This window comes from Streptomyces sp. NPDC059852 (assembly GCF_042731455.1).
GTDB lineage: Bacteria > Actinomycetota > Actinomycetes > Streptomycetales > Streptomycetaceae > Streptomyces.
Genome location: NZ_JBHWJK010000012.1, coordinates 182,891 through 206,283 on the forward strand (window position 1 = coordinate 182,891; position 23,393 = coordinate 206,283).

Below are 23,393 nucleotides of genomic sequence, written 5' to 3' on the forward strand. Positions count from 1 at the left end.
ATACGTGCAAGATCACATGACGCATGGGGAGACTTCCTCACCCATGGATACGAATCGGACACGACGCGAGGGCGCCACCGGTGTGAATCGTGCCGAAATGGGCGGACAATCATCACCAAACATCATGAATGGCCGATGACCCTCACGTACCCCGCACACGACCGGCCCGTATCCCGTGAAACACCGAAGATCTTCCGGCCGGAAGGATGGATTCCCGCAAGAGGTGCGGTCTGGATGGACCGACCTGCGGCGGTTCGGGGGTAACCCGTTATCCGATTTTGACATGGCGGGCGCCCTGAATGGCGCAGTCCGAATGGCAAGATGCCGTAATCACACAGGGTCGCGACACTCGAAGGCGTGTGCTCTCGTCGACCTGAGCAACTCCAGGCCCCTGCCGGTCACCGGCAGGCGCCCGCCCCATCGGCAACTCCACCCATCCGCCGGAGGAACCCACCATGACCGCACGCACCACCCGTCGTACGACCGCCGCTCGCTCCCGGTTGGCAGTGGTCGGCTCGATCGCGGTCGCAGGCGCACTGATTCTCACCGGTTGCGGTGACCAGACCGACAGCAGCTCGGAGAGCTCCGGCTCGAAGAGCGCGGCGCCGCTCGCCGACAAGCTGCCGCAGGCGATCCGCGACAAGGGCGTCATCAAGGTCGGCTCGGACATCGCGTACGCCCCGGTCGAGTTCAAGGACGACTCCGGCAAGACGGTCGGCATCGACCCCGACCTGGCCGCCGCCATGGGCAAGCAGCTCGGCGTGACGTTCCAGTTCGAGAACGGCACCTTCGACAGCCTCATCACCGGTCTGCGCTCCAAGCGCTACGACATCGCCATGTCGGCGATGACGGACACCAAGGACCGCCAGGAGGGCATCGACTCGGACACCGGCAAGAAGGTCGGTGAGGGCGTCGACTTCGTCGACTACTTCACGGCCGGTGTCTCGATCTACACCCAGAAGGGCAAGAACACCGACATCAAGACGTGGTCGGACCTGTGCGGCAAGAAGATCGTCGTACAGCGCGGCACGGTCTCCGAGGACCTGGCCAAGGCCGAGGCCAAGAAGTGCTCCGGTGGCAAGACCATCACCATCGAGGCCTTCGACAACGACCAGCAGGCCCAGACCCGCCTGCGTGCCGGTGGCGCCGCCGCCGGTTCGTCCGACTTCCCCGTCGCCGCGTACGCCGTGAAGACCTCCGGCGGCGGCAACGACTTCCAGCTGGTCGGCGAGCAGGTCGAGGCCGCCCCGTACGGCATCGCGGTCGCCAAGACCAACACCCAGCTGCGCGACGCCCTCAAGGCGGCCCTCGACGCGATCATCGAGAACGGCGAGTACGAGAAGATCGTCAAGAAGTGGGGCGTCGAGGACGGTGCGGTGAAGGAAGCCACCGTCAACGGCGGCAAGTGACCGCGCCGGACAGCGGGCACTGAAAGGCAACACCTGTGACTGACATCGACAAGAAGGACGGGCCGGCGGGCACCCCGCCGGCCGGTCCGGAGGCCATCAAGGCCATCCCGGTCCGCCACTACGGACGGTACGTCTCCGCCGTCGTGGCGCTCGCCCTGCTGGGCGCCGTCGTGTACGCGTTCTCCCAGGGCAAGATCAACTGGGGTGCGATCCCGGACTACTTCTTCGACGACCGCATCCTCGACGGCGTCGGCAGGACCCTGCTGCTGACGATCCTGTCCATGGCGATCGGCATCATCGGCGGCGTCCTGCTCGCCGTGATGCGCCTGTCGAAGAACCCGGTGACCTCGTCGATCGCGTGGTTCTACATCTGGTTCTTCCGCGGCACCCCGGTCCTGGTCCAGCTGATCGTCTGGTTCAACCTGGGCCTGGTCTTCGAGTACATCAACCTCGGCCCGTTCTACAAGAACGAGTGGTCGGACTTCATGACCCCGTTCCTGACGGCGCTGCTCGGCCTCGGCCTCAACGAGGCCGCGTACATGGCGGAGATCTGCCGTGCCGGTCTGCTCGCGGTCGACGAGGGCCAGACGGAGGCCTCGCACGCGCTCGGCATGAGCCACGTCAAGACGCTGCGCCGCATCGTCATCCCGCAGGCCATGCGCGTGATCGTGCCGCCCACGGGCAACGAGGTCATCAACATGCTGAAGACGACCTCGCTGGTGTCGGTCGTCCAGTATCCCGAGCTGTTCCGCGCGGCCCAGGACATCGGCCAGACCTCCGGCGCCCCGGCCGAGATGCTGTTCCTGGCCGCCGCCTGGTACCTGCTGCTGACCTCGGTCTTCAGCATCGGCCAGTACTACCTGGAGCGCTACTACGCGCGCGGTTCGAGCCGGTCGCTGCCGGCCACGCCGTTCCAGAAGATCAGGGCGAACGTGCTGTCCCTGTCCAGCCGCGCGAAGCCGACAGGAGGCAAGGCATGACGGCCATGGTCAAGGCCGAGGGCGTCCACAAGTCCTTCGGCCCCGTAGAGGTCCTCAAGGGCATCGACCTCGAGGTCAAGCAGGGCGAGGTGTTCTGCCTCATCGGTCCCTCGGGCTCCGGCAAGTCGACCTTCCTGAGGTGCATCAACCACCTGGAGAAGATCAACGCCGGACGGCTGTACGTCGACGGCGAGCTGGTCGGCTACCGCCAGAAGGGCGACAAGCTGTACGAGCTCAAGGACAGCGAGGTCGCGCTGAAGCGCCGGGACATCGGCATGGTGTTCCAGCGGTTCAACCTGTTCCCGCACATGACGGCCCTGGAGAACGTCATCGAGGCGCCGATCCAGGTCAAGGGCGTCGCGAAGGCCCAGGCCCGGGAGCGGGCGCGCGAGCTCCTCGACCGGGTCGGTCTGGCCGACAAGGCCGGGAACTACCCCTCGCAGCTCTCCGGCGGCCAGCAGCAGCGCGTGGCGATCGCCCGTGCGCTGGCGATGGACCCGAAGCTGATGCTCTTCGACGAGCCCACCTCGGCGCTCGACCCAGAGCTGGTCGGCGACGTCCTGGACGTCATGCGCGACCTGGCCGAGTCCGGCATGACGATGGTCGTCGTCACCCATGAGATGGGCTTCGCCCGCGAGGTCGGCGACAGCCTGGTCTTCATGGACGGCGGTGTGGTCGTCGAGTCCGGCGATCCGCGGGAGGTCCTGACCAACCCGCAGCACGAGCGGACGCAGGCGTTCCTTTCCAAGGTCCTCTGACCGAGGACAGAGAACCGAGGACCGAGGACAGACGGAGGGGCGGTACGGGTGATCCGTACCGCCCCTCTCTCATGCGCTACTTCAGCGCCAGCACCAGCGTGTCCGACGGGGAGCACCAGACCGGCCGAACCTCCGCGAAGCCCTGCTCGCGCAGGACGCGCGCGTGCCACGCGGCCGAGGGCGTGTCGCCGTCGGCGTGGTCGCCGTAGATCTCGAAGCGGCGGGCCGTCGGCTCGGCGAGGGCCGGGTCCTGGGCCGCCAGCCGCCACCACTCGGACCAGTCGGGGACACCGTCCGCCCTGGCCGCCTCCATGCGCGCGTGGCGCTGGGCGCGCTCGGCGGCGTTGATCCGGGGCGTCGATTCGTCGATCATGTGGTCCGCGTTCATGAAGACACCGCTGTCACGGACGAGCTCCGCGACCTGACCGTAGAGGGCCACGAGGGGTTCACGGTGCAGCCAGTGCAGGGCCGTGGCGGTCAGGACGGCGTCGTAGGAGTCGTACGGCAGCCGGGCCGGCCAGTCGGGGTCCTTGAGGTCGGCCGTGACGAACGAGATCCGCTCGTCGCCCGCGAAGGTGCCCTCGGCGATGGCGAGGAGCGCCGGGTCGAGGTCGACGCCGGTGCTGGTGGCCTCCGGGAACCGAGCGAGCAGCCGGGCCGAGATGCTTCCGGTGCCGCACGCGAGGTCGAGCACGCGCGGGGCCGGGCCGACGAGGGCCTCGACCATGTCCAGCATGATCCGGAAGCGGTCCTCCCGGTCGGGCATGTACCACTCCTGCTGCCGGTCCCAGCTGCGCTGCCAGCCGGCCCAGTCCGCCGTGGCCGTGGTCGCCGAGCTGTCCAAGTCCGTCATCGGGCCCCTCCGTCACAGGATTGCGTAATACCCTGGATACACGATCGCCCATTACCCGACCGCACGACGACGATAGAACGTCTCCGTAAGGACTACAAGTGGAACTGGCCTATTACTCGGACTACGCCGTGCGCCTCGTCAACAGCGAGGACCCGGCCCGGGGCAAGGACTCGCTGACCTCGGTCGAGGCCGTCCGCGACCTCTTCGGCGGCGGCCAGGAGGCGGCCCGGCGCGCCACCGAGGCCGACGTGACCCGCTTCCGCTCGGTCCGCGCACGCCTGCGGTCGGTCTTCGAGGCGGCGGACGGGGGCGACGAGTCCACCGCGGTGAACCTGCTGAACGCCCTGCTCCTGGAGTTCCCGGTGAGCCCGCAGATCTCCGGGCACGACGTCCGGGACGAGGACGGGCGCCCGCTGTGGCACATGCACCTGGCCGACCATCCGTCGAACGCGACCGCCGGCTACGCGGCCATCGCCGCGATGGGCCTGGCCTTCCATCTGACGGAGTACGGCGTCGACCGGCTGGGGCTGTGCGAGGCGTCGCCCTGCCGCAACGCCTACCTGGACACCTCGACCAACCGCTCCCGGCGCTACTGCTCGGACCGCTGCGCGACCCGCGCCAACGTCGCCGCCTACCGGGCCCGCAAGCGCCTGGAGGCCGACCGGTCGGCCAGCACCGGCCGCACGGCCGACAGCGCCCAGCGCAGCACGGCCCACGGGGAGCGCTGACCGGGCTTGCGCGGCCGCACCCGCAGCCGTACGCGGCCCAGGATCAGCTCGTCCGGGACGACGCCGTAGTCGGTGCTGTCGCCGCCGGCGAACGCGTTGTCGGCCAGCACCCACCAGCCGCCCTCGCGGCGCTCGGCCGCACGCTTGACGACGAGCAGGTCCTGCTGGAAGGGGTGGCGCAGGACGACGATGTCACCGGGCCGGGTGCGGCCCCGGTGCGAGACCACGAGCAGATCGCCGTGGTACAGCGTGGGCACCATGGACGGACCGGTCACCTCGGCCCACCCGAAGGGCCGCCCGGCCCGCCCGCGCTCGGTCTCCTGCGACAACTCCGGCATCCCCGGCACCTCCCCGGTACGGTCCTCCACCAGTCTCAGTCTCACCCTGGACTTTTGTCCTAAGCCCACGGGGGCACTCGCGAAATCCGGTCTTGCAGGGAGTAATGTCCCACCTGAGAAGACGATCACGAGGAAGGAATGCTCCATGCTTTCCCGCCTGTTTGCCCCCAAGGTCAAGGTCAGCGCACACTGCGACCTGCCCTGCGGTGTGTACGACCCGGCCCAGGCCCGCATCGAGGCGGAGTCGGTGAAGGCCGTCCAGGAGAAGATGGCCGCCAACGACGACCCGCACTTCCAGGCGCGTGCCACCGTCATCAAGGAGCAGCGCGCCGAGCTGGCCAAGCACCACGTCTCGGTGCTCTGGAGCGACTACTTCAAGCCCCCGCACTTCGAGAAGTACCCGGAGCTGCACCAGCTGGTCAACGACACCCTGAAGGCCCTCTCGGCCGCCAAGGCGTCGACGGACCCGGCGACGGGCCAGAAGGCTCTGGACTACATCGCCCAGATCGACAAGATCTTCTGGGAGACCAAGAAGGCCTGAACCCAGGTCTGTTCGTCGTTCTCCCGACGCCCGAAGGGGCTCGGCCGGTTCGCCGGGCGGGCCCCTTCGGTGTCGGTCGGGGCGGGCGACGGGCCGTCCATGCGTGTCAGGGTCCCGCGCCGCTGATCGGCACCGCGCCGGGCGCGGCCGTCCGGGCGCTCCGGCCGAGGGTGCCGGCCGCACTGGCCCTTGCGCGGGCGGCGGCCGCCCGGGGGAGGTGCGGCGGCCCGGCCTACGATCACCCCATGAGCATCCGCTGGACGTACGCCTTCGTGGACCGGCCCGCCGCCGTCTTCGAGCCGGCCCACAGCTTCTGGGCGGCGGTGACGGAGAGCCGTCTGTCGGCCTTCCGGGGCGATGGGGACGAGTTCGTCACCCTGCTGCCCGGCGACGGGGCGGACCCCTGCGTCAAGGTGCAGGGGGTCGGATCCGGGGCCGGGGGCGCGCATTTCGACTTCGCCGTCGAGGACGTACGGGCCTTCGTGGACGGCGCGTCGGAGCGCGGGGCCGGTCCGGTCGCCGAGCACGACGGGTGGGCCGTGCTGCGCACGCCCGCGGGGGTGCCGTTCTGCGTGGTGCCGTGGGCCGGGGAGGCGGTCCGGCCGCCCGTCGTGCACGGGAGCCGTCTCGACCAGGTCTGCCTGGACGTCCCGCCCTCCGCGTTCGACGCCGAAGTCGCCTTCTTCACCGTGCTGTTGGACGGCTGGGAGTCCCGGCCCGGCTCGCGCCCCGGCTTCCATGTGCTGCGTCCCCCGGCCGGGCTGCCGGTCCGCGTCCTGATCCAGCGGCTCGGCGAGGAGCGCCCGGCCTCGGCCCATGTGGACCTCGCCTGCGCGGACGTGGCCGCGGCCCGGGCCCGGCACGAGGAGCTGGGCGCCTCCTTCGTCGCGGAGGGCGCGCACTGGACGGTGATGCGGGACCCGGCGGGCGGCGTCTACTGCCTGACGGCTCGCGATCCGGGCACGGGCGCGCTCAGCGGGACCTGACGAAGCAGAGGGCGTCCTCGCCCGGCGCGGGCGGCGTGCACTCCGGCGGGAGTGCCGGGGTCGTCGCGTTCTCCCAGCGGTACGGCCCCGGCGACTCGGTCGCGTCCCGCAGCCACAGCGTCACGCCGCCCGCGACGGCCACCAGGACCAGCCACACCGCCACGATCCACCGCCATGACCGGCGGCTCGTCCGCCCCGTCACGCCCACCGCTCCACGTCGACCACGGCGCTCACCGGCAGGGGCCCGTACACATGCGGGAACTCCTCGCCGCCCGGCTTCACCGCCTCGTAGCGCAGTGGCACGTCCAGCCGCTCCGGGTCGACGACCAGTACGACCAGGTCGTCGGGGCCGTCGTAGGAGCCGTAGAGGAAGGCGGCGACGGCCGGGAGCTGGGCGCGGGTCGAGCAGTGGATGAAGCCCTCCTCCTGGAGCGTGCGGCCACGGGTGGAGATCTCGTAGGCCCCGCGCTCGCGGGCGGCCTCCCAGAGCGAGCGCTCCGTGAGGTGGAGGATGTACGTGCGTTCGGACATACGGCGACCCTACGGTCCGGGGCGGACCGGCTTCCCCGTCGGAGGTCAGGATTCGGTCGCGGTGGTCTTCTCGGGCCGGCCGGCCGGAGCGGGCTGTCCGGGCGGGGCGGATGGAGAGGGCTGTCCGGGCGGGGCGGGCCGGTCGTGATGCCGCTGCTCGGCCGGCTCCTCCGAGTGCCCGGAGCAATCGGGGTTCCGGCAGGGGCCGGCGACCCAGGTCGGGACCCATGCGCCCAGCGTCTTGTGACGCCGGACGACCGTTTCGACGGGCTGTCCGCAGTCGGGACAGACGTGCTCTTCGCTGCCCATGTGCCCAGGGTAGGGCGGCTCGGGGCTCAGCGCTTCCTGCTGTACGTACGGACCACGGTCCCGTTGCCGAAGGCGCGGACCTCGTCGAGGGCGAACTCGGTGACGGAGAGATCCGAGCCGAACATCGGCATGCCCGTGCCGTAGACGACCGGGTAGCTCTTGATGACCAGTTCGTCGATCTCGTCGAACAGGACACCGGCGAGCTGCGAGCCGCCACACAGGTAGATGCCCAGGCCGCCCTCCTCCGCCTTCAGCGCCCGGACCCTGCCGACGACGTCGTCCCTGATCAACTCGACCTCGGGGTCGGGCGACTCGGGCAGGGAGCGCGTCGCGACGTACTGGCGCAGGTGGGCGTACGGGCTCGTGATGCCGACCTTCAGGGCTTCGTCGTAGCTGCCGCGGCCCTGGATCACCGTGTCGAACCGCTTGTTCTCCAGGTGGTCGAGGCCGAGGGCCCGGCGGCCCTGGGTCGCCACCGTCTCCGGGTACTGCTCCGCGAGGTACGCCAGGAACTCCTCGTCCACGAAGCGGAACATGTCCGAGGCGTCGCCGGCCGTGTCCCCGATGAAGCCGTCGAGGGAGCAGGCGATGAAGTACGTGAGCTTTCGCAAGCCGGTCTCTTTTCGTAGGCTGACCTCAACCACTTCGGTTGTAGTGCTTCAGTTGTAGTACTCCGACTGTAGTGGTCGCAAGGGTTTTTCCCTGAGGACTTCAACTGAGAGAGGGGATTCCGCATGGCGGGGAATCCGGAGCGGCGGGCGGCTCTCGTCGACGCGGGTGTCGAGGTGCTGGCGCGCGAGGGGGCGCGGGGGCTGACCTTCCGGGCGGTGGACGCCGAGGCCGGGGTGCCGGTCGGCACCGCCTCCAACTACTTCACCGGGCGCGCGGATCTGCTCCGGCAGATCGACGCCCGGCTGCATGTGCGGCTCGCGCCGGACCCGCAGGTCCTGGCCGGGCTGCTCGAACGGCCGAAGGACCGCTCGCTCGTCACCGCGTTCATGCACGACCTGATGGGCCGCGCGACCCGCGACCGCACGGGCTATCTGGCGCTGCTGGAGATGCGCCTGGAGGCGACACGGCGCCCCGAACTGCGCGCCTCGTTCACCAAGTCGGTGCGCGGCGATCTCGAGGAGGGCCTCGCCTTCCACCGCTCCGCCGAGCTGCCCGGCGGCGACGCGGTCGTCACCGTGCTCTATCTGGCGATGCTCGGCCTGCTCGTGGAGCACCTGACCCTGCCGGACGTCCTGGACGGCGTCCTGCCCGGCGTGACCGTCCCGGACGGGCTGGTGGAAACCATCACGGCGATGGTGGTGCCGCAGGAGTAGACCCGGACGGCCAGGGGCGGGCGGCTGGATGGGTGGCGGGGCTCAGGCGCGCGGGTCGCGCCACATCGGCCACATCCGCGGGCCGTCCGGCAGGTCGAGGGGGCGTCCTTCCAGGGTGAAGCCGAGGCGCTCGTACAGCACACGGCTGCGGGCGCTGCTCGCCTCCAGATAGGCGCCGAGGCCCTCCCGGTCGCAGCGGTCGAGGACGGAGGTGATGAGGGCCGTGCCCAGGCCCTGCCCCTGCCGCTCCGGGGCCGCGCCGATCATCCACAGGTACTCGTGGGCCCGCCCGGCCGGATGTGCACCGGCGGTCAGCCGGCCGATCAGTTCGACGCGCTCGTTGTCCGGGTCGACGGCCGCGCGCAGCTCGGCGGGACCCTCGTCGTCCTGCTCGGGCGCGTCGGCGGGGACGGACATCCACAGCGCGCAGGCCGTGCCGTCCTCGGTGACGTCGATCCGGCCGTGGGCCAGGACGACATCGGTGAACGCGGCCATCAGCTTCGGGTGGGTGGTGCGGCGGTGCTCCTCGCCGGGGAAGACCCAGCTGCTGACCGGGTCGTCCTGGAAGGCCGCGTCCAGCAACCCCACCACCAGCTCCCGGTCCGCCTCGCCCGCCGTCCGGATCGCCACGCCCATGAGTCCGCGCCCCTTCGTCTCAACCGGCCTTGATCGTAGGTCGGTTGACCGTGCGCTGCCGTACCGGGGACGACTTTGACGTGATCCGTTCGCCTCGAGGAGGCGGAGAGGGGCACCCGCGTACGGAGGGGGACGGGGGACGGGCCCCGCACACCGTGGGGATGTGCGGGACCCGCCGGGCCGGAGCCACGATGGCGCCGTACGGGGTCAGGAGCCGTACGGCCCCGGTGGCTCCGGGGTCCTCATGGCCGCGGCGCCCTGCCCGCGGCCGTCGTTCAGGCGCTGCGCCGGGTCACGAACTCGGCCAGCGCCAGCAGTCCACCCGCCTCCTCCGGGTCGGGCACCGCGCGGGCGAGCGCCTGAACGGCACGGGCCATCCGGTCCGCGGCCTGGGCCTGCGCCCAGTCACGGCCGCCCGCCCGTTCCACGGCGAGCGCGGTGCGCTGAAGGTCCTCCTGGTCGTAGGGCACCTCGTACAGCGCGGCCAGCTCCCGGGCCGCCGGGCCGCCCGAGGTGAGCGCCGCGACGACGGGCAGCGACTTCTTGCGGGCGGCGAGGTCCGCGCCGACCGGCTTGCCGGTACGGCTCGGGTCTCCCCATATGCCGATCACGTCGTCGATGAGCTGGAACGCGAGCCCGGCCTCACGGCCGAACGCGTCCAGCGCCCGGACCTCGTCGTCGCCGGCGCCCGCGTACAGCGCCCCGAGCGCGCAGGCGCAGCCGAGGAGCGCGCCGGTCTTGGCCTCGGCCATGGCGAGCACCTCGTCGAGGGAGACCTCGCCGGGGTGCCGCTTCTCCAGCGCGGTGTCGGTGTGCTGGCCCGCGCACAGCTCGACCACGCAGTCGGCGAGCCGGGAGGCGGCCGCGGAGGACGCCGGATGCGGGTCCTCGGCGAGCAGACGCAGGGCCAGCGCCTGCAGGGCGTCCCCGGCGAGGATCGCGTCGGCGTCGCCGAACACGGTCCACGCGGTGGGCCGGTGCCGGCGGGTGGTGTCCCGGTCCATCACGTCGTCGTGCAACAGCGTGAAGTTGTGGACCAGTTCCACCGCGACCGCCGCCCGCAGGGCCGCCGCCCGGGCCCGTGGGCCGCCGAGCGCCGCCGCGGCGGTGAGGACGAGGGCGGGCCGGATGGCCTTGCCCGCGCCGCCCGTCGCCGGGGTGCCGTCCGGGTCGGTCCAGCCGAAGTGGTAGAGCGCGATCCTGCGCATGGAGGGGGGCAGCGACTCGATCGCGGCGCGCATCTCGGGGTCGACGGACGCCCGGGTGCCCTCCAGGATCGCCGCCGCCTCGGGCGGGTCGGCCGGTCCTGGGCGGTCCGGCCGACCGGTCAGGACGGGCCCGCGCCCCTCGGGCGGCTCGGTCGCACGCGGTACCCCCGCGGGGCGGTGCTGTGTCTCCGTCATGAACTCACCCACGGCCTCGCCTCGATGAGTCGGCCCACGGTGACCCTTCCGCTCCAGCTGGGACGCCTACGCCGTGGGTCTACCCACGCGGACTGCGCGGAACACGGCGTACCGCCGGCGGAGGTCATCGCCATCGGCCGATCTCGACGTTCTCCAGGACACCGAGGGCGTCCGGGACGAGGACCGCGGCCGAGTAGTACGCCGTGACCAGGTAGTTGATGACGGCCTGTTCGTTGATGCCCATGAAGCGGCACGACAGACTCGGCTCGATCTCGTCCGGGATGCCCGCCTGCTGGAGCCCGATGACGCCCTGCTCCGCCTCGCCGGTGCGCAGCGCGATGATCGAGGTCGTCCGGGCCTCGGTGACCGGGATCTTGTTGCACGGGAAGATGGGCACGCCCCGCCAGGTCGGGATGCGGTTGCCGCCCATCTCGATGGTCTCCGGGACCAGTCCGCGCTTGTTCAACTCGCGTCCGAACGCGGAGATCGCGCGCGGGTGGGCGAGGAACATCTTGGTGCCGCGCCGCCGGCTCAGCAGCTCGTCCATGTCGTCGGGGCTGGGCACGCCGTCGTGCGGCTGGAGCCGCTGGTCGTACTCGCAGTTGTGGAGCAGGCCGAACTCGCGGTTGTTGACGAGTTCGTGCTCCTGGCGCTCCTTCAGGGCCTCCACGGTGAGCCGCAACTGCTGCTCGGTCTGGTTCATCGGCTGGTTGTACAGGTCGGCCACGCGTGTGTGGATGCGCAGCACGGTCTGGGCGATGCTCAGTTCGTACTCGCGGGGCCGGGCCTCGTAGTCCACGAAGGTGTGCGGGATGTCCGGCTCGCCGCTGTGGCCGGCCGCCAGGTCGAGCGCCTTCTCGCCGTACTTGTTGGTGCGCTGCGCGGGGATCGACCGCAGCTGCTCCAGATGCCCCTGGAGCGACTCGGCGCGCTCCGCGATCTGCTCGAAGTCCCGCCGGTCCAGGACCAGGACGGTGCAGGCGGTGACCGTGCGGGCCGTGTACTCCCAGATGGCGTCCGGGTCGAGCAGCGCCTGCTCGCCGAGGTAGGCGCCGTCGGCGAGGACGCCCAGCAGCTCGTCCTCCCCGTAGGGGCCGGGGCCGATCTTCTCCACCCTGCCGTGCGCCAGCAGGTACACCGCGTCGGCCGGGCTGCCGAACGAGGCGATGACCTGGCCGGCCGCGAACTCCCGCTGCACACAGCGCTGGGCCAGCTCGGAGAGCACGTCCTCGTCCTCGAAGTCCCGCAGCACCGGGAGTTCGCCCAGCTCGGCGGGGATGACCTCGACCCGGTCGCCGGTCTTCACGAACGTGACGCGGCCGTCCCCCACGGCGTACGTCAGACGCCGGTTGACCCGGTACGTGCCGCCCTGCACGTTGACCCAGGGCAGCATGCGCAGCAGCCAGCGGGAGCTGATCTCCTGCATCTGAGGTGCTGACTTGGTCGTGGTGGCCAGGTTCCGTGCGGCCGCCGTGCCGAGACTCTGCTGCGACTTGGCCTGCTCCGTACGGACCTCTTCGCCTACCGACATATGGAATTGCCCTCCCGGTCGTGCACCGGCGCCGTCGTGGCGCCACGCGTAGCGATCTGCCTGACCAGGCTTTCATCACGGAACGTGTTGGTGCTATTACACGAACGAGGGGGAATGGATCACGGGCTCGCTGGGCAGATGGCGGTCTTCTGTCGATCCGTACCGGCCCGCGGACTGGCCGAAACGGCTCGCTCACCGTGCGAGCGGGGAAGCGAGAAGGAGTCCTTTCCTCCGTTTCCGGTAAAGCACCGGTACGAGGCGGCCGCATCCGGCGGCCGCCCCACGGCGCGAGGAGGCGTACATGGCCACTCCCATGTCCGCGAGCAGATTCCTGCAGAGGCTGCGCGCGGAGGGCGTGACGGTCGTCGAGGTCGGCGACTGGGAGCACCACAACCGCGACCACGTGGGGCCCTGGGGCCCCGTGCACGGGGTGATGATCCACCACTCGGTGACCAAGGGCAGCGCGCACACCGTGGAGCTGTGCCGCAAGGGCTACGAAGGGCTGCCCGGCCCGCTCTGCCACGGAGTGATCACCAAGGACGGCAAGGTCCACCTGGTCGGCTACGGCCGCGCCAACCACGCCGGGCTCGGCGACGACGACGTGCTGCGCGCGGTCATCGCGGAGAAGGCGCTGCCGCCCGACAACGAGGCCAACACCGACGGCAACCGCCACTTCTACGGCTTCGAGTGCGAGAACCTGGGCGACGGCAAGGACCCCTGGCCCGAGGCGCAGCTGGAGGCGATCGAGCGGGTGTCGGCCGCCATCTGCCGGCATCACGGCTGGAACGAGCGCTCGGTGATCGGGCACCTGGAGTGGCAGCCCGGGAAGGTGGACCCGCGCGGGTTCACGATGGCGTCCATGCGCGGGCGTATCAAGGAGCGGCTGAAGTAGCGGCGCCGCGCCGGTCACAATGGCCGGGTGACCAGCCGTGACGCCGTACCCGACCTCGCCGCCCTGCGGCCCCTGCTGCCCTCGCCGCTGTGCGAGTCGGCGGACGGGCGGCTGGAGCGGCGCGGGGTGCGGCTGCTGCTCAAACGGGACGACCTGATCCACCCGGAGCTGATCGGCAACAAGTGGCGCAAGCTCGCGCCGAACCTGACGGCCGCGGCCGGACGCACGGTCGTCACCTTCGGCGGCGCCTATTCCAACCATCTGCGGGCCACGGCGGCGGCGGGCCGGCTCCTCGGCCTGCCCACGGTCGGCGTGGTGCGCGGCCAGGAGCTGGCGGAACGTCCCCTCAACCCGTCGCTGGCCCGGTGCGTGGCCGACGGGATGCGGCTGCACTTCGTCGACCGGTCGACGTACCGCCGCAAGAGCGAGCCCTCGACGCTCGCCGCCGTGCTGCGCGCGGCGGGCGCCCAGGACGCCCATGTGGTCCCGGAGGGCGGCAGCAACGCCCTCGCCGTCCAGGGGTGCCGGGCGCTCGGCGAGGAGCTGCGCGGGCGGGCCGACGTGGTCGCGGTGGCGTGCGGCACGGGCGGGACCCTGGCGGGTCTGGCCGCCGGGCTGGGGCCGGGCGCGCGGGCACTGGGCGTGCCGGTGCTCCGGGGCGGATTCCTCGGTACCGAGGTGCGCGCCCTGCAGTCCGCGGCGTTCGGGGGCCCGCGCGGGGACTGGTCGCTGGAGGAGCGCTTCCACTTCGGCGGGTACGCGCGTACGACGCCCGCTCTGGAGTCCTTCGCGGCCGACTTCGAGGACCGGCACGGGATACCCGTCGAGCGTCTTTATGTCGCCAAAATGCTGTACGCGCTCGTGGCCCTCGCCGAGGAGGGCGCCTTCGCGCGCGGGACGACGGTCGCGGCCGTCGTCACGGGGGCGCCGTTCACCGGGTGAGTCCGGGAGCCGGATGAGTCCGCGACCTTAGCCGACCCGGCGGCCGGGTCAGTCCGCCTCGCGGTAGGCCGCCGCCTCCTCCAGGTCCAGCCTGCGCAGCAGGGTCCGCAGCATCTCGTCGTCGATGTAGCGGCCGTCGCGCAGCTTGACGAAGACGGCGCGTTCGGCGCCGATCACCTCCCGGGACAGCCGCCGGTAGGTGTCGTCGACAGACTCTCCGGTGATCGGGTTGGCCTGGCCGAGGCGCTCCCAGACGGAGTTGCGCCGGCGTTCCAGGACCGCTCGCAGGCGCTCGACCAGGGGCTCGGGGAGGGTGTTGCGTTCGTCGGCGAGGAGTTCCCGCAGGCGTTTGTCGGCGGCCCGGGACGCCTGCGCCTGGGCGTTGGCCTCGGCGAGGGTCTCGGCCTGGGGGTCGCGCCCGGGCAGCTTCAGCAGGCGGATCAGCGGCGGCAGCGTCACGCCCTGCACGACGAGGGTGCCGATCACCGTGGTGAAGGTCAGGAAGAGGATGAGGTTGCGCTCGGGGAACGGCTCGCCCTCCTGCATCGTCAGCGGGATGGAGAACGCGATGGCGAGGGAGACCACGCCGCGCATCCCCGCCCAGGAGATGACGAACGGCGCCTTCCAGGTCGGGTTCTCCTCGCGCTCCCTGATCCGGGCCGAGAACATCCGTGGCAGGAAGGTCGCCGGATACACCCACAGGAACCGCGAGGCGACGACGACGGTGAACAGGGCGGTCGCGTACCAGGCGGCGGTGGAGCCCTCGAACTCCCCGAGGCCTCGGAGGACGACCGGCAGTTGCAGGCCGATCAGGGCGAACACCGCCGACTCCAGCACGAACGCGACCATCTTCCACACGGCCTCCTCCTGGAGCCGCGTCGCGAAGTCGACCTCCCACGCGCGATGCCCGAGGTAGAGCGCGACCACCACGACGGCGAGCACTCCGGAGGCGTGCACCTGCTCGGCGACCGCGTACGCCACGAACGGGGTCAGCAGCGACAGTGTGTTCTGCAGCAGCGCCTCCTTCAGGTGGGTGCGCAGCCAGTGGATGGGCACCATCAGCACCAGTCCGGCGACGACGCCCCCGACGGCGGCCAGCAGGAACTCGCGAATGCCGCCGGCCCAGGTGGCGCCCTCGCCGACCGCCGCGGCGACGGCGACCCGGTAGGCGGTGATGGCGGTGGCGTCGTTCACCAGGGACTCGCCCTGGAGGATCGTGGTGATCCGCGACGGCAGGCCCACCCGGCGGGCGACGGCCGTCGCCGCGACCGCGTCGGGCGGCGCCACGACCGCGCCCAGCACCAGCGCCGCGGTCAGCGGCAGCCCGGGGACCAGCAGGTAGGCGGCGTAGCCCACGACGAGGGTCGCGAACAGGACGTAGCCCACGGACAGCAGCGCCACGGGACGCAGCTGCGCGCGCAGGTCGAGGTAGGAGCTGTCGGTGGCCGCCGTGTAGAGCAGCGGCGGCAGGATCAGGGGCAGCACGATGTGCGGGTCGAGGGTGTAGTCGGGCACGCCGGGCACGTACGACACCATGAGCCCGGCCGCGACCAGCAGCAGGGGCGCCGGGACGGGGACCCGCCGGGCGAGGGCGGCCACCGCCGCGCTTCCCGCCACCAGCAGCAGCAGCGGCATCACGTCCATGCTTCTCGCCCACCCTCGTCCGTCGCCCACGCTCGCGCGTGCCCGCTCGCCGTGCCCGGGGACGGCGCCACCCGCGCTCCCCGGCCATGATTCTCGCGCGCGGGGCCCCGCGCGGCCGTCGTAACCTGGCAATCATGAAACAGTGCACGCACGCCGACGGGCTGCCGCACCCGGAACCCGAGCCGCTGAGCGAGACGTGTCCGGAGTGTCTGGCGGAGGGCACGCATCCGGTACAGCTGCGGATCTGCCTGACCTGCGGTCACGTCGGCTGCTGCGACTCCTCCCCCAGGCGGCACGCCACCGCGCACCACAAGGAGACCGGGCATCCGGTCATGCGGACCTTCGAGCCCGGGGAGAACTGGCGCTGGTGCTTCGTGGACCATGTTCTCGTGTGACGGGGACGTAGGCTGGACGGCGCCGGAACCGGACGGTTCGACCGTCTGACGTCTGGGTACGTCAAACCGGCGCGCGCTCTTCCCAATTGGGCCCGCAGACCCCCTAGCCACGGAGCGTATCCGTGTGTTTACTATGAGTGACAGCAAGGGGTTGGGGTCCTGGGGACAGGAAACTTCGAAGCGCGGTAGCGTCACCGCTGAACCACAGATCGCGTTACCCCGGGGGGCGACCCTCGGCCCCGAGAAGCTTGTACCACCTTGGAGGTGAGGGTGTCCCAGATCGCAGGCGAGCCCGTGACCCAGGACTTCGTGGAAGTCCGGCTGCCGGCTGCGGGTGCCTACCTGTCGGTGCTGCGTACGGCGACTGCCGGCCTCGCCGCCCGTTTGGACTTCACCCTCGACGAGATCGAGGACCTTCGCATCGCGGTGGACGAGGCCTGCGCGATCCTGCTCCAGCAGGCCGTGCCCGGCTCGGTGCTCAGCTGCGTGTTCCGGCTCGTCGACGACTCGCTGGAGGTCACCGTCTCGGCCCCGACGACGGACGGCCACGCCCCGTCGCGGGACACCTTCGCCTGGACCGTCCTGTCGGCCCTGGCCGGCAAGGTCTCCTCGGCGGTGGACGAGGACAAGACCGTGTCGATCAGCCTCTACAAACAGCGCGGCGCGGGACCCGGGCCGGCGTGAGGGACGGGGACGGGCCGGTGCGGGACGAAGAGCGCGGCACACGGGAGCTGCCGGACGGCACCTCCCCCTGCTCCGACGGAGCCGGGAGCCTGGGGGCGGGCCCGAGCGGCCCGAGCGGTTCCCGCCGCATGGCGGACGGCATCGACGGCATCCCCGAGCAGGCCCGGCCGCACCCGGAGGACGACTCCGTGGCGACCGGCCTCCTGGACGACGGGCGGGATGACGAGGGTGCCGTGCAGGGCGCGCCCGCACCCGGGCGCAACGGGGTCTCCCCGGCCCGGCCGGCGGCGAGGGCTCGGGAGAGGGCGACGGGCGGGACGATGAGCGAGCACGAGCGATACGCCGAGGACCGGGCGGCCGGCGCGCGCGGCGCGCAGGCCACACGCCACGACCCGCAGGACCGCAGCGGGGCGCGCGCCCTGTTCATCGAGCTGCGCGGGCTGCAGGACGGCACCCCGGAGTACGCGGAGCTGCGCAACCGGCTGGTCCGGATGCATCTGCCGCTCGTGGAGCACCTCGCGCGCCGCTTCCGCAACCGCGGCGAGCCGCTCGACGATCTCACCCAGGTCGCCACCATCGGGCTGATCAAGTCGGTCGACCGCTTCGACCCGGACCGCGGCGTGGAGTTCTCGACGTACGCGACGCCGACGGTCGTCGGCGAGATCAAGCGGCACTTCCGCGACAAGGGCTGGGCGGTCCGCGTCCCGCGCAGGCTGCAGGAGCTGCGCCTCGCGCTGACGACGGCCACCGCGGAGCTGTCCCAGCTGCACGGCCGCTCGCCCACGGTCCACGAGCTCGCCGAGAAGCTGGCGATCTCGGAGGAGGAGGTCCTGGAGGGCCTGGAGTCGGCCAACGCCTACTCCACGCTGTCCCTGGACGTCCCCGACACCGACGACGAGTCCCCGGCGGTCGCGGACACCCTGGGCGCGGAGGACGAGGCGCTGGAGGGCGTCGAGTACCGCGAGTCGCTCAAGCCGCTGCTGGAGGACCTTCCGCCGCGCGAGAAGCGCATCCTGCTGCTGCGCTTCTTCGGCAACATGACCCAGTCGCAGATCGCGCAGGAGGTCGGCATCTCCCAGATGCACGTCTCGCGTCTGCTGGCGCGCACGCTGGCGCAGCTTCGGGAGAAGCTCCTCGTGGAGGAGTGACGGCCGGTTCCGGGCGGGCCGGTTACCGCTCGCCCGGTTCGGCGCCGGGCCGCCGGATGCCGAGGGCCTGCGTGGTCGACGGGCTGAGCAGGAAGACCAGCGTGGCGATCGCGGCGGCGGCGACGGCGATGCCCACCGGGATGGCGATGCTGTCGGCCTGCAGCAGGCTGTAGGCCACCGGCAGCGCCAGGATCTGGGTGATCACGGACGGTCCCCGGCTCCAGCTGCGCAGGGCGAGCAGTCCGCGCGCGGCGAGCAGCGGCAGCAGGGCGAGGACGACGAGCGTGACACCGAGAGTGACGGCCTGCTGACGGTCGTCGGGGTCCCCCGTCAGTCCCAGCACCAGCACCCAGACACCGCCGACGGCCAGTCCCAGCCCCTCCAGGGCGGTGAGCACGGCGGCGTAGGTCAGCCGCCGCGGGCGCGGACCGGCGGTTTCCTCGGGAGCGGGGGTCTGCTGCTTGGTCACCCTTGAAGGGTAGCCGTCCGGGCGGGGCCCCTTTCCGGCCGAGGTGCCTTCTCCCCGGTTCCCCGTGGCGAGGCTCACGCGGGTCGCCCCGGTCGATCGCCACCTCGGCCTGTGCCCGGTACCCCCCAGTAGGTACCCTGCCAGTCATGCGTGCACTTCTCGTGGTCAATCCGGCGGCAACCACCACAAGCGCACGTACGCGCGATGTCCTGATCCATGCGCTCGCCAGCGAGATGAAGCTGGAGGCGGTCACCACCGAGTACCGCGGACACGCGCGCGACCTGGGCCGGCAGGCGGCGGACAGCGACGACATCGACCTCGTGGTCGCCCTCGGCGGCGACGGCACGGTGAACGAGGTCGTCAACGGTCTGCTGCACAAGGGCCCCGATCCGGAGAGACTGCCGCGTCTCGCGGTGGTCCCCGGCGGTTCCACGAACGTCTTCGCCCGCGCCCTCGGGCTGCCGAACGACGCCGTCGAGGCGACCGGCGCCCTGCTGGACGCCCTGCGCGAGGGCAGCGAGCGCACGGTCGGCATGGGGATAGCCGCCGGCACCCCGGGGACCGCCGACGAGGCGGTGCCGGGCCGGTGGTTCACCTTCTGCGCGGGGCTCGGCTTCGACGCGGGGGTCGTCGGCCGGGTCGAGCAGCAGCGCGAGCAGGGCAGGAGGTCCACGCACGCCCTGTATCTGCGCCAGGTGGCGCGCCAGTTCCTCCAGGAGCCCAACCGCCGGCACGGCACGATCACGCTGGAGCGGCCGGGCGAGGACCCGGTGACCGATTTGGTGCTGTCCATCGTCTGCAACACCGCTCCGTGGACGTATCTGCTCAATCGCCCCGTGTACGCGGCACCTAAGGCCTCGTTCGATACCGGTCTCGACGTACTCGGTCTCAGCCGGATGTCCACGGTCGCGGTTGCCCGGTATGCGACGCAGTTGCTCACTTCGTCCCCCGAGCGGGGACCCCATGGCAAGCACGCGGTCTCCCTGCACGATCTGGACCGGTTCACCTTGCATTCGAAGGTCCCCCTGCCCCTTCAGATGGACGGCGACCATCTGGGGCTGCGTACGAGCGTGACGTTCACAGGCGTACGCCGTGCACTGCGTGTGATTGTGTGAGCGGAACGGGCGAAAGTCCTTTCACTCGAACGTTTAGGCCAGGATCCACCCCATGGAAGTACGGCTGTGACCTAGTCGACACCGAGGAATCAAAAAAAACTTTCCGGAAGGGGTTGTATCCGCCGCCGAGGTTTGCGAGTCTCTACATGGCGATCGGGACGGCCCGCAAGACCGGCCTCCACTGATCACCAGAATCCCCTTCAACTCACAGGACCCACGCCGGGAAACCTGGCGGTAGGCCCTTCACTTGTTGAGGGATTCGTGAAAGCGTTCACATTCACAAGCAACCCGCATGTAATCAAGGAGAGGTAGCAGCCATGGACTGGCGTCACAACGCCGTTTGCCGCGAGGAAGACCCCGAGCTCTTCTTCCCCATCGGCAACACCGGTCCTGCGCTGCTGCAGATCGAGGAAGCCAAGGCCGTCTGCCGTCGCTGCCCGGTTATCGAGCAGTGCCTGCAGTGGGCGCTCGAGTCCGGTCAGGACTCCGGCGTCTGGGGTGGTCTCAGCGAGGACGAGCGCCGTGCCATGAAGCGCCGCGCCGCCCGCAACCGGGCTCGTCAGGCCTCCGCCTGACACTCCCACCCCGCAGCAACAGCCTGAGCTTGGCGGCGCGTACAGCGCGTACGCATCTCCCGCCCCCGAGCCGCAGCGCGCAGTACCCCCGATGCTCCCCCGTCCCTCGGCCCCGGTCGAGCAGGGGGTACCCATCGCCTTGCTGACGAGCAGCAATGAGCACTGGCCCCGGACCTTCTGGTCCGGGGCTCTTTGCTGTCCGCGCTCCCCCGCCGGCCGCTCCCCCGGCCGGGGCTACTTGGTCGCCCGCACCGGGATGTCGAGGATCACCCGGGTGCCGCGCTCGGGCGCGGGGACCATGTCGAAGGAGCCGCCCAACTCGCCCTCGACGAGCGTCCGTACGATCTGCAGGCCGAGGTTGCCCGCGGTGTGCGGGTCGAAGCCCTCGGGCAGGCCGACGCCGTCGTCCTGGACGGTGACCAGGAGGCGCGCCTGCTTGGTCGTCCCGCCGCGGACCGCCGACACCTCGACGGTGCCGGTGTCGCCGTCGCGGAACCCGTGCTCCAGCGCGTTCTGCAGGACCTCGGTCAGGACCATCGACAGCGGGGTGGCGACCTCGGCGTCCAGGATGCCGAAGCGGCCCGTGCGCCGGCCGGTCACCTTGCCGGGCGAGATCTCGGCGACCATCGCGAGCACCCGGTCGGCGATCTCGTCGAACTCGACGCGTTCGTCGAGGTTCTGGCTGAGCGTCTCGTGCACGATGGCGATCGAGCCGACCCGGCGGACCGCCTCCTCCAGGGCCTCGCGGCCGCGGTCGGACTCGATGCGCCGGGCCTGGAGGCGCAGCAGGGCGGCCACCGTCTGGAGGTTGTTCTTGACCCGGTGGTGGATCTCCCGGATCGTCGCGTCCTTGGTGATCAACTCACGCTCGCGGCGGCGCAGTTCGGTGACGTCCCGCAGCAGTACCAGCGAACCGATGCGGATGCCCTTGGGTTTGAGCGGGATCGCCCGGAACTGGATGACGCCGTCGTCGGACTCGATCTCGAACTCGCGGGGCGCCCAGCCGCTGGCGACCTTGGCGAGCGCCTCGTCCACCGGCCCGTGGGTCGGGGCGAGTTCGGCGGTGGTGCGGCCCAGGTGGTGGCCGACCAGGTCGGCGGCGAGGCCGAGGCGGTGGTAGGCGGAGAGGGCGTTCGGGGAGGCGTACTGGACGACGCCGTCGGCGTCCACGCGGATCAGGCCGTCGCCGACCCGCGGCGAGGCGTCCATGTCGACCTGCTGGTTGGCGAACGGGAACGAGCCGGCCGCGATCATCTGCGCGAGGTCCGAGGCGCTCTGCAGATAGGTGAGCTCGAGACGGCTCGGGGTGCGGACGGTGAGCAGGTTGGTGTTGCGGGCGATGACGCCGAGGACGCGGCCCTCCCGGCGCACCGGGATCGACTCGACGCGGACCGGGACCTCCTCGCGCCACTCCGGGTCGCCCTCGCGCACGATGCGCCCCTCGTCGAGCGCGGCGTCCAGCATCGGGCGGCGGCCCCGCGGGACGAGGTGGCCGACCATGTCGTCCTGGTAGGAGGTGGGGCCGGTGTTGGGCCGCATCTGCGCCACGGAGACGTACCGGGTGCCGTCGCTGGTGGGCACCCACAGCACGAGGTCGGCGAAGGAGAGGTCGGAGAGCAGCTGCCACTCCGAGACCAGCAGATGGAGCCACTCGAGGTCGGTGTCGTCGAGGGCCGTGTGCTGGCGTACGAGTTCGTTCATGGAGGGCACGAGGCCGAGCGTACCTGGGGTTACGGACGGGGCCGGCATGCCGCCCTCGGGAGGCCGTACGGCCCCGGAGACACCCGCGGGCCGCGGCGCCTGAGAGGGACCCTCAACCCTCCCGGCACCGCAGCCCGGAGCAATATCGGCCGTGGGGTGTGCGGTCCCGGTCGGCCGAGGATGAGGACCCGGGGCAGTCAGGGCAGAGAGCTCCGGTTCCTCGGTCCGCCTTCCTGTGCGGGGAAGACGGAAGTCGGTGCGTATGTCGTTCTACGCACTCCCTGGCATTGTGGACTAGACCACTCGGGTGTGTCCATGCGTGGGAGCTTGTTCGCTGTTGGCGCTTCTGGGCGGGCTCTCGGACCGGCGCGAGCCGGTCGGTCGCCCTGGCATACATCACGCAGCCTAACCCGTGTGGGTTCATGTCGGGGCGGGTCGACCGGGGCAATTCCAGCGGGCGACCGCCGGTTCGTCCCGGCATGCCCGGTTCGGGGTGGTCGTACCGGGTCACACGGCTTGCGGGAGGACCCTGGACAGGGGTGCCGGAACGGCGACCCGCGGGCCGCGCCCACCTGGGCCGGAGGGCCCCGCTCTGTTAGATTGGTCTAAACCACATGCTCCCTTCAGGGTGCCCTTCGAGTCCCTCCTGAGATCGGCAGGCCCAGCGTGGAAGTTGTCATCGTTCCGGACGCCCAGGCGGGTGGCGAGCTGATAGCCGAGGCCATGGCCCAGCTGCTCCGACGCAAGCCCGACGCCCTGCTCGGTGTGGCCACCGGGTCGACACCGCTGCCCATCTACACGGCGCTCGCGGCCAAGGTGCGCTCCGGCGCCGTCGACGCCTCCCGGGCGCGCGTCGCCCAGCTCGACGAATACGTGGGGCTCCCGGCCGAGCACCCGGAGTCCTACCGTTCGGTGCTGCGCCGCGAGGTGCTGGAGCCGCTGGGCGTCGGCATGGACGCGTTCATGGGCCCGGACGGCACGGCCGAGGACGTGCAGGCCGCGTGCGAGGCGTACGACAAGGCCCTGGCGGCGGCCGGCGGGGTCGACCTCCAGCTGCTCGGGATCGGCACGGACGGCCACATCGGCTTCAACGAGCCCTGCTCGTCACTGGCCTCGCGGACCCGGATCAAGACGCTCACCGAGCAGACCCGGGTGGACAACGCGCGCTTCTTCGACGGCGACATCGAGCAGGTCCCGCACCACGTGATCACCCAGGGCATCGGGACGATCCTGGAGGCGCGGCACCTGGTGCTGCTGGCCACCGGCGAGGGCAAGGCGGACGCGGTCGCCGCGACCGTCGAGGGGCCGGTCGCCGCGGTGTGCCCGGCGTCGGCGCTGCAGCTGCACCCGCACGCCACGGTCGTCGTCGACGAGGCGGCCGCCTCGAAGCTGAAGCTGGCGGACTACTTCCGGCACACGTACGCCGACAAGCCGGACTGGCAGGGCATCTGAGCCCGTCGCCCATGACGAAGGCGCCGGCCCCCTCGGAGGGGGCCGGCG

Annotated in this window: 27 protein-coding genes; 15 read left to right on the forward strand and 12 right to left on the reverse strand. The window is 71.2% G+C overall.

Going from position 1 to position 23,393, the window contains the following annotated elements; all coding sequences use genetic code 11:
• The first annotated feature begins 455 nt into the window (after positions 1–455).
• From ACFV46_RS18175 to ACFV46_RS18185, 3 genes are read left to right on the forward strand one after another with little or no spacing between them, the layout of a single operon-like run.
• Positions 456–1,409, forward strand: a complete 954-nt coding sequence (locus tag ACFV46_RS18175) for an ABC transporter substrate-binding protein (protein WP_376729111.1) — start codon at positions 456–458, stop codon at positions 1,407–1,409.
• 35 nt (positions 1,410–1,444) lie between these two features.
• The gene (locus tag ACFV46_RS18180) at positions 1,445–2,389 is read left to right on the forward strand and encodes an amino acid ABC transporter permease (RefSeq protein ID WP_361925965.1); all 945 of its coding nucleotides are present in this window, start codon (positions 1,445–1,447) and stop codon (positions 2,387–2,389) included.
• The gene (locus ACFV46_RS18185; protein ID WP_361925963.1) at positions 2,386–3,147 is read left to right on the forward strand and encodes an amino acid ABC transporter ATP-binding protein; all 762 of its coding nucleotides are present in this window, start codon (positions 2,386–2,388) and stop codon (positions 3,145–3,147) included. The genes ACFV46_RS18180 and ACFV46_RS18185 overlap by 4 nt, the downstream gene beginning before the upstream one ends.
• A 76-nt stretch (positions 3,148–3,223) precedes the next feature.
• Here the strand turns inward: ACFV46_RS18185 and ACFV46_RS18190 are convergent, their stop codons facing one another.
• Positions 3,224–4,000 (reverse strand): methyltransferase domain-containing protein, encoded by a 777-nt coding sequence (locus ACFV46_RS18190; protein WP_376729110.1) that lies wholly within the window; start codon positions 3,998–4,000, stop codon positions 3,224–3,226.
• 98 nt (positions 4,001–4,098) lie between these two features.
• Between ACFV46_RS18190 and ACFV46_RS18195 the strand changes: the two genes are divergently transcribed.
• A complete protein-coding gene (locus ACFV46_RS18195) occupies positions 4,099–4,728 on the forward strand; it encodes a CGNR zinc finger domain-containing protein (protein ID WP_361925959.1) in 630 nt (209 codons plus the stop codon).
• Here ACFV46_RS18195 and sodX read toward each other — a convergent pair.
• On the reverse strand, positions 4,632–5,066 hold the full coding sequence (sodX, locus tag ACFV46_RS18200; protein WP_361926249.1) for a nickel-type superoxide dismutase maturation protease: 435 nt from the start codon (positions 5,064–5,066) through the stop codon (positions 4,632–4,634). The two genes, ACFV46_RS18195 and sodX, sit on opposite strands and share 97 nt — an antisense overlap.
• A 145-nt stretch (positions 5,067–5,211) precedes the next feature.
• On the opposite strand from sodX, the gene sodN reads away from it, so the two are divergent.
• Both sodN and ACFV46_RS18210 read left to right on the forward strand, forming a co-directional pair.
• On the forward strand, positions 5,212–5,607 hold the full coding sequence (sodN, locus tag ACFV46_RS18205; protein WP_020136639.1) for a superoxide dismutase, Ni: 396 nt from the start codon (positions 5,212–5,214) through the stop codon (positions 5,605–5,607).
• Between the two features lie 245 nt (positions 5,608–5,852).
• Positions 5,853–6,593: a VOC family protein gene (locus ACFV46_RS18210; RefSeq protein ID WP_385498860.1), complete on the forward strand. Its 741-nt coding sequence runs from the start codon at positions 5,853–5,855 to the stop codon at positions 6,591–6,593.
• Here ACFV46_RS18210 and ACFV46_RS18215 read toward each other — a convergent pair.
• Genes ACFV46_RS18215 through ACFV46_RS18230 form a run of 4 tightly spaced genes read right to left on the reverse strand, consistent with a single transcriptional unit; the run spans position 6,580 to position 8,044 of the window.
• Positions 6,580–6,795, reverse strand: coding sequence for a hypothetical protein (locus tag ACFV46_RS18215; protein ID WP_385498861.1), 216 nt, complete (start codon positions 6,793–6,795; stop codon positions 6,580–6,582). The genes ACFV46_RS18210 and ACFV46_RS18215 overlap by 14 nt on opposite strands.
• Positions 6,792–7,124, reverse strand: coding sequence for a DUF952 domain-containing protein (locus ACFV46_RS18220; protein ID WP_361925953.1), 333 nt, complete (start codon positions 7,122–7,124; stop codon positions 6,792–6,794). The genes ACFV46_RS18215 and ACFV46_RS18220 overlap by 4 nt, the downstream gene beginning before the upstream one ends.
• 45 nt (positions 7,125–7,169) lie before the next feature.
• On the reverse strand, positions 7,170–7,433 hold the full coding sequence (locus ACFV46_RS18225; protein WP_385498862.1) for a hypothetical protein: 264 nt from the start codon (positions 7,431–7,433) through the stop codon (positions 7,170–7,172).
• 26 nt (positions 7,434–7,459) lie between these two features.
• Positions 7,460–8,044, reverse strand: a complete 585-nt coding sequence (locus ACFV46_RS18230) for a dihydrofolate reductase family protein (protein ID WP_385498863.1) — start codon at positions 8,042–8,044, stop codon at positions 7,460–7,462.
• Positions 8,045–8,167: 123 nt separating this feature from the next.
• Here ACFV46_RS18230 and ACFV46_RS18235 point away from each other — a divergent pair, with 123 nt between their 5' ends.
• Entirely contained in the window at positions 8,168–8,758 is a 591-nt protein-coding gene (locus ACFV46_RS18235; protein WP_385498864.1) for a TetR/AcrR family transcriptional regulator, read from the forward strand.
• Between the two features lie 42 nt (positions 8,759–8,800).
• Here ACFV46_RS18235 and ACFV46_RS18240 read toward each other — a convergent pair whose 3' ends face one another.
• The 3 genes from ACFV46_RS18240 to ACFV46_RS18250 all read right to left on the reverse strand — a co-directional run bounded on the left by ACFV46_RS18240 (position 8,801) and on the right by ACFV46_RS18250 (position 12,328).
• Complete coding sequence (locus ACFV46_RS18240) at positions 8,801–9,394, reverse strand: GNAT family N-acetyltransferase (RefSeq protein WP_361925945.1); 594 nt, start codon at positions 9,392–9,394, stop codon at positions 8,801–8,803.
• Positions 9,395–9,669: 275 nt separating this feature from the next.
• Positions 9,670–10,797 (reverse strand): family 2 encapsulin nanocompartment cargo protein polyprenyl transferase, encoded by a 1,128-nt coding sequence (locus ACFV46_RS18245; RefSeq protein WP_385498865.1) that lies wholly within the window; start codon positions 10,795–10,797, stop codon positions 9,670–9,672.
• A gap of 124 nt (positions 10,798–10,921) precedes the next feature.
• Positions 10,922–12,328, reverse strand: a complete 1,407-nt coding sequence (locus ACFV46_RS18250; protein WP_361925941.1) for a family 2B encapsulin nanocompartment shell protein — start codon at positions 12,326–12,328, stop codon at positions 10,922–10,924.
• 301 nt (positions 12,329–12,629) lie between these two features.
• Between ACFV46_RS18250 and ACFV46_RS18255 the strand changes: the two genes are divergently transcribed.
• The gene (locus ACFV46_RS18255) at positions 12,630–13,220 is read left to right on the forward strand and encodes an N-acetylmuramoyl-L-alanine amidase (protein WP_376729104.1); all 591 of its coding nucleotides are present in this window, start codon (positions 12,630–12,632) and stop codon (positions 13,218–13,220) included.
• Positions 13,221–13,247: 27 nt separating this feature from the next.
• On the forward strand, positions 13,248–14,162 hold the full coding sequence (locus ACFV46_RS18260; protein ID WP_385498866.1) for a 1-aminocyclopropane-1-carboxylate deaminase/D-cysteine desulfhydrase: 915 nt from the start codon (positions 13,248–13,250) through the stop codon (positions 14,160–14,162).
• Between the two features lie 48 nt (positions 14,163–14,210).
• On the opposite strand, the gene ACFV46_RS18265 is transcribed toward ACFV46_RS18260, so the two are convergent.
• On the reverse strand, positions 14,211–15,806 hold the full coding sequence (locus tag ACFV46_RS18265; RefSeq protein ID WP_385498867.1) for a Na+/H+ antiporter: 1,596 nt from the start codon (positions 15,804–15,806) through the stop codon (positions 14,211–14,213).
• Positions 15,807–15,940: 134 nt separating this feature from the next.
• Between ACFV46_RS18265 and ACFV46_RS18270 the strand changes: the two genes are divergently transcribed.
• From ACFV46_RS18270 to ACFV46_RS18280, 3 genes are all read left to right on the forward strand, one after another.
• The gene (locus tag ACFV46_RS18270) at positions 15,941–16,201 is read left to right on the forward strand and encodes a UBP-type zinc finger domain-containing protein (RefSeq protein WP_361925934.1); all 261 of its coding nucleotides are present in this window, start codon (positions 15,941–15,943) and stop codon (positions 16,199–16,201) included.
• Positions 16,202–16,471: 270 nt separating this feature from the next.
• The gene (locus tag ACFV46_RS18275; protein ID WP_055624136.1) at positions 16,472–16,885 is read left to right on the forward strand and encodes a hypothetical protein; all 414 of its coding nucleotides are present in this window, start codon (positions 16,472–16,474) and stop codon (positions 16,883–16,885) included.
• 17 nt (positions 16,886–16,902) lie between these two features.
• Entirely contained in the window at positions 16,903–18,033 is a 1,131-nt protein-coding gene (locus tag ACFV46_RS18280) for an RNA polymerase sigma factor SigF (RefSeq protein ID WP_361925932.1), read from the forward strand.
• 22 nt (positions 18,034–18,055) lie between these two features.
• Here the strand turns inward: ACFV46_RS18280 and ACFV46_RS18285 are convergent, their stop codons facing one another.
• A complete protein-coding gene (locus tag ACFV46_RS18285; protein ID WP_283286237.1) occupies positions 18,056–18,502 on the reverse strand; it encodes a hypothetical protein in 447 nt (148 codons plus the stop codon).
• A gap of 146 nt (positions 18,503–18,648) precedes the next feature.
• Between ACFV46_RS18285 and ACFV46_RS18290 the strand changes: the two genes are divergently transcribed.
• A complete protein-coding gene (locus tag ACFV46_RS18290) occupies positions 18,649–19,617 on the forward strand; it encodes a diacylglycerol kinase family protein (protein ID WP_062668216.1) in 969 nt (322 codons plus the stop codon).
• A gap of 317 nt (positions 19,618–19,934) precedes the next feature.
• On the forward strand, positions 19,935–20,192 hold the full coding sequence (locus ACFV46_RS18295) for a WhiB family transcriptional regulator (protein ID WP_003992873.1): 258 nt from the start codon (positions 19,935–19,937) through the stop codon (positions 20,190–20,192).
• A 234-nt stretch (positions 20,193–20,426) separates the two neighbouring features.
• Here the strand turns inward: ACFV46_RS18295 and ACFV46_RS18300 are convergent, their stop codons facing one another.
• Positions 20,427–21,893: a PAS domain-containing sensor histidine kinase gene (locus ACFV46_RS18300; protein ID WP_361926246.1), complete on the reverse strand. Its 1,467-nt coding sequence runs from the start codon at positions 21,891–21,893 to the stop codon at positions 20,427–20,429.
• Between the two features lie 666 nt (positions 21,894–22,559).
• Between ACFV46_RS18300 and nagB the strand changes: the two genes are divergently transcribed.
• Complete coding sequence (gene nagB / locus ACFV46_RS18305; protein ID WP_376729100.1) at positions 22,560–23,345, forward strand: glucosamine-6-phosphate deaminase; 786 nt, start codon at positions 22,560–22,562, stop codon at positions 23,343–23,345.
• Positions 23,346–23,393 lie beyond the last annotated feature (48 nt).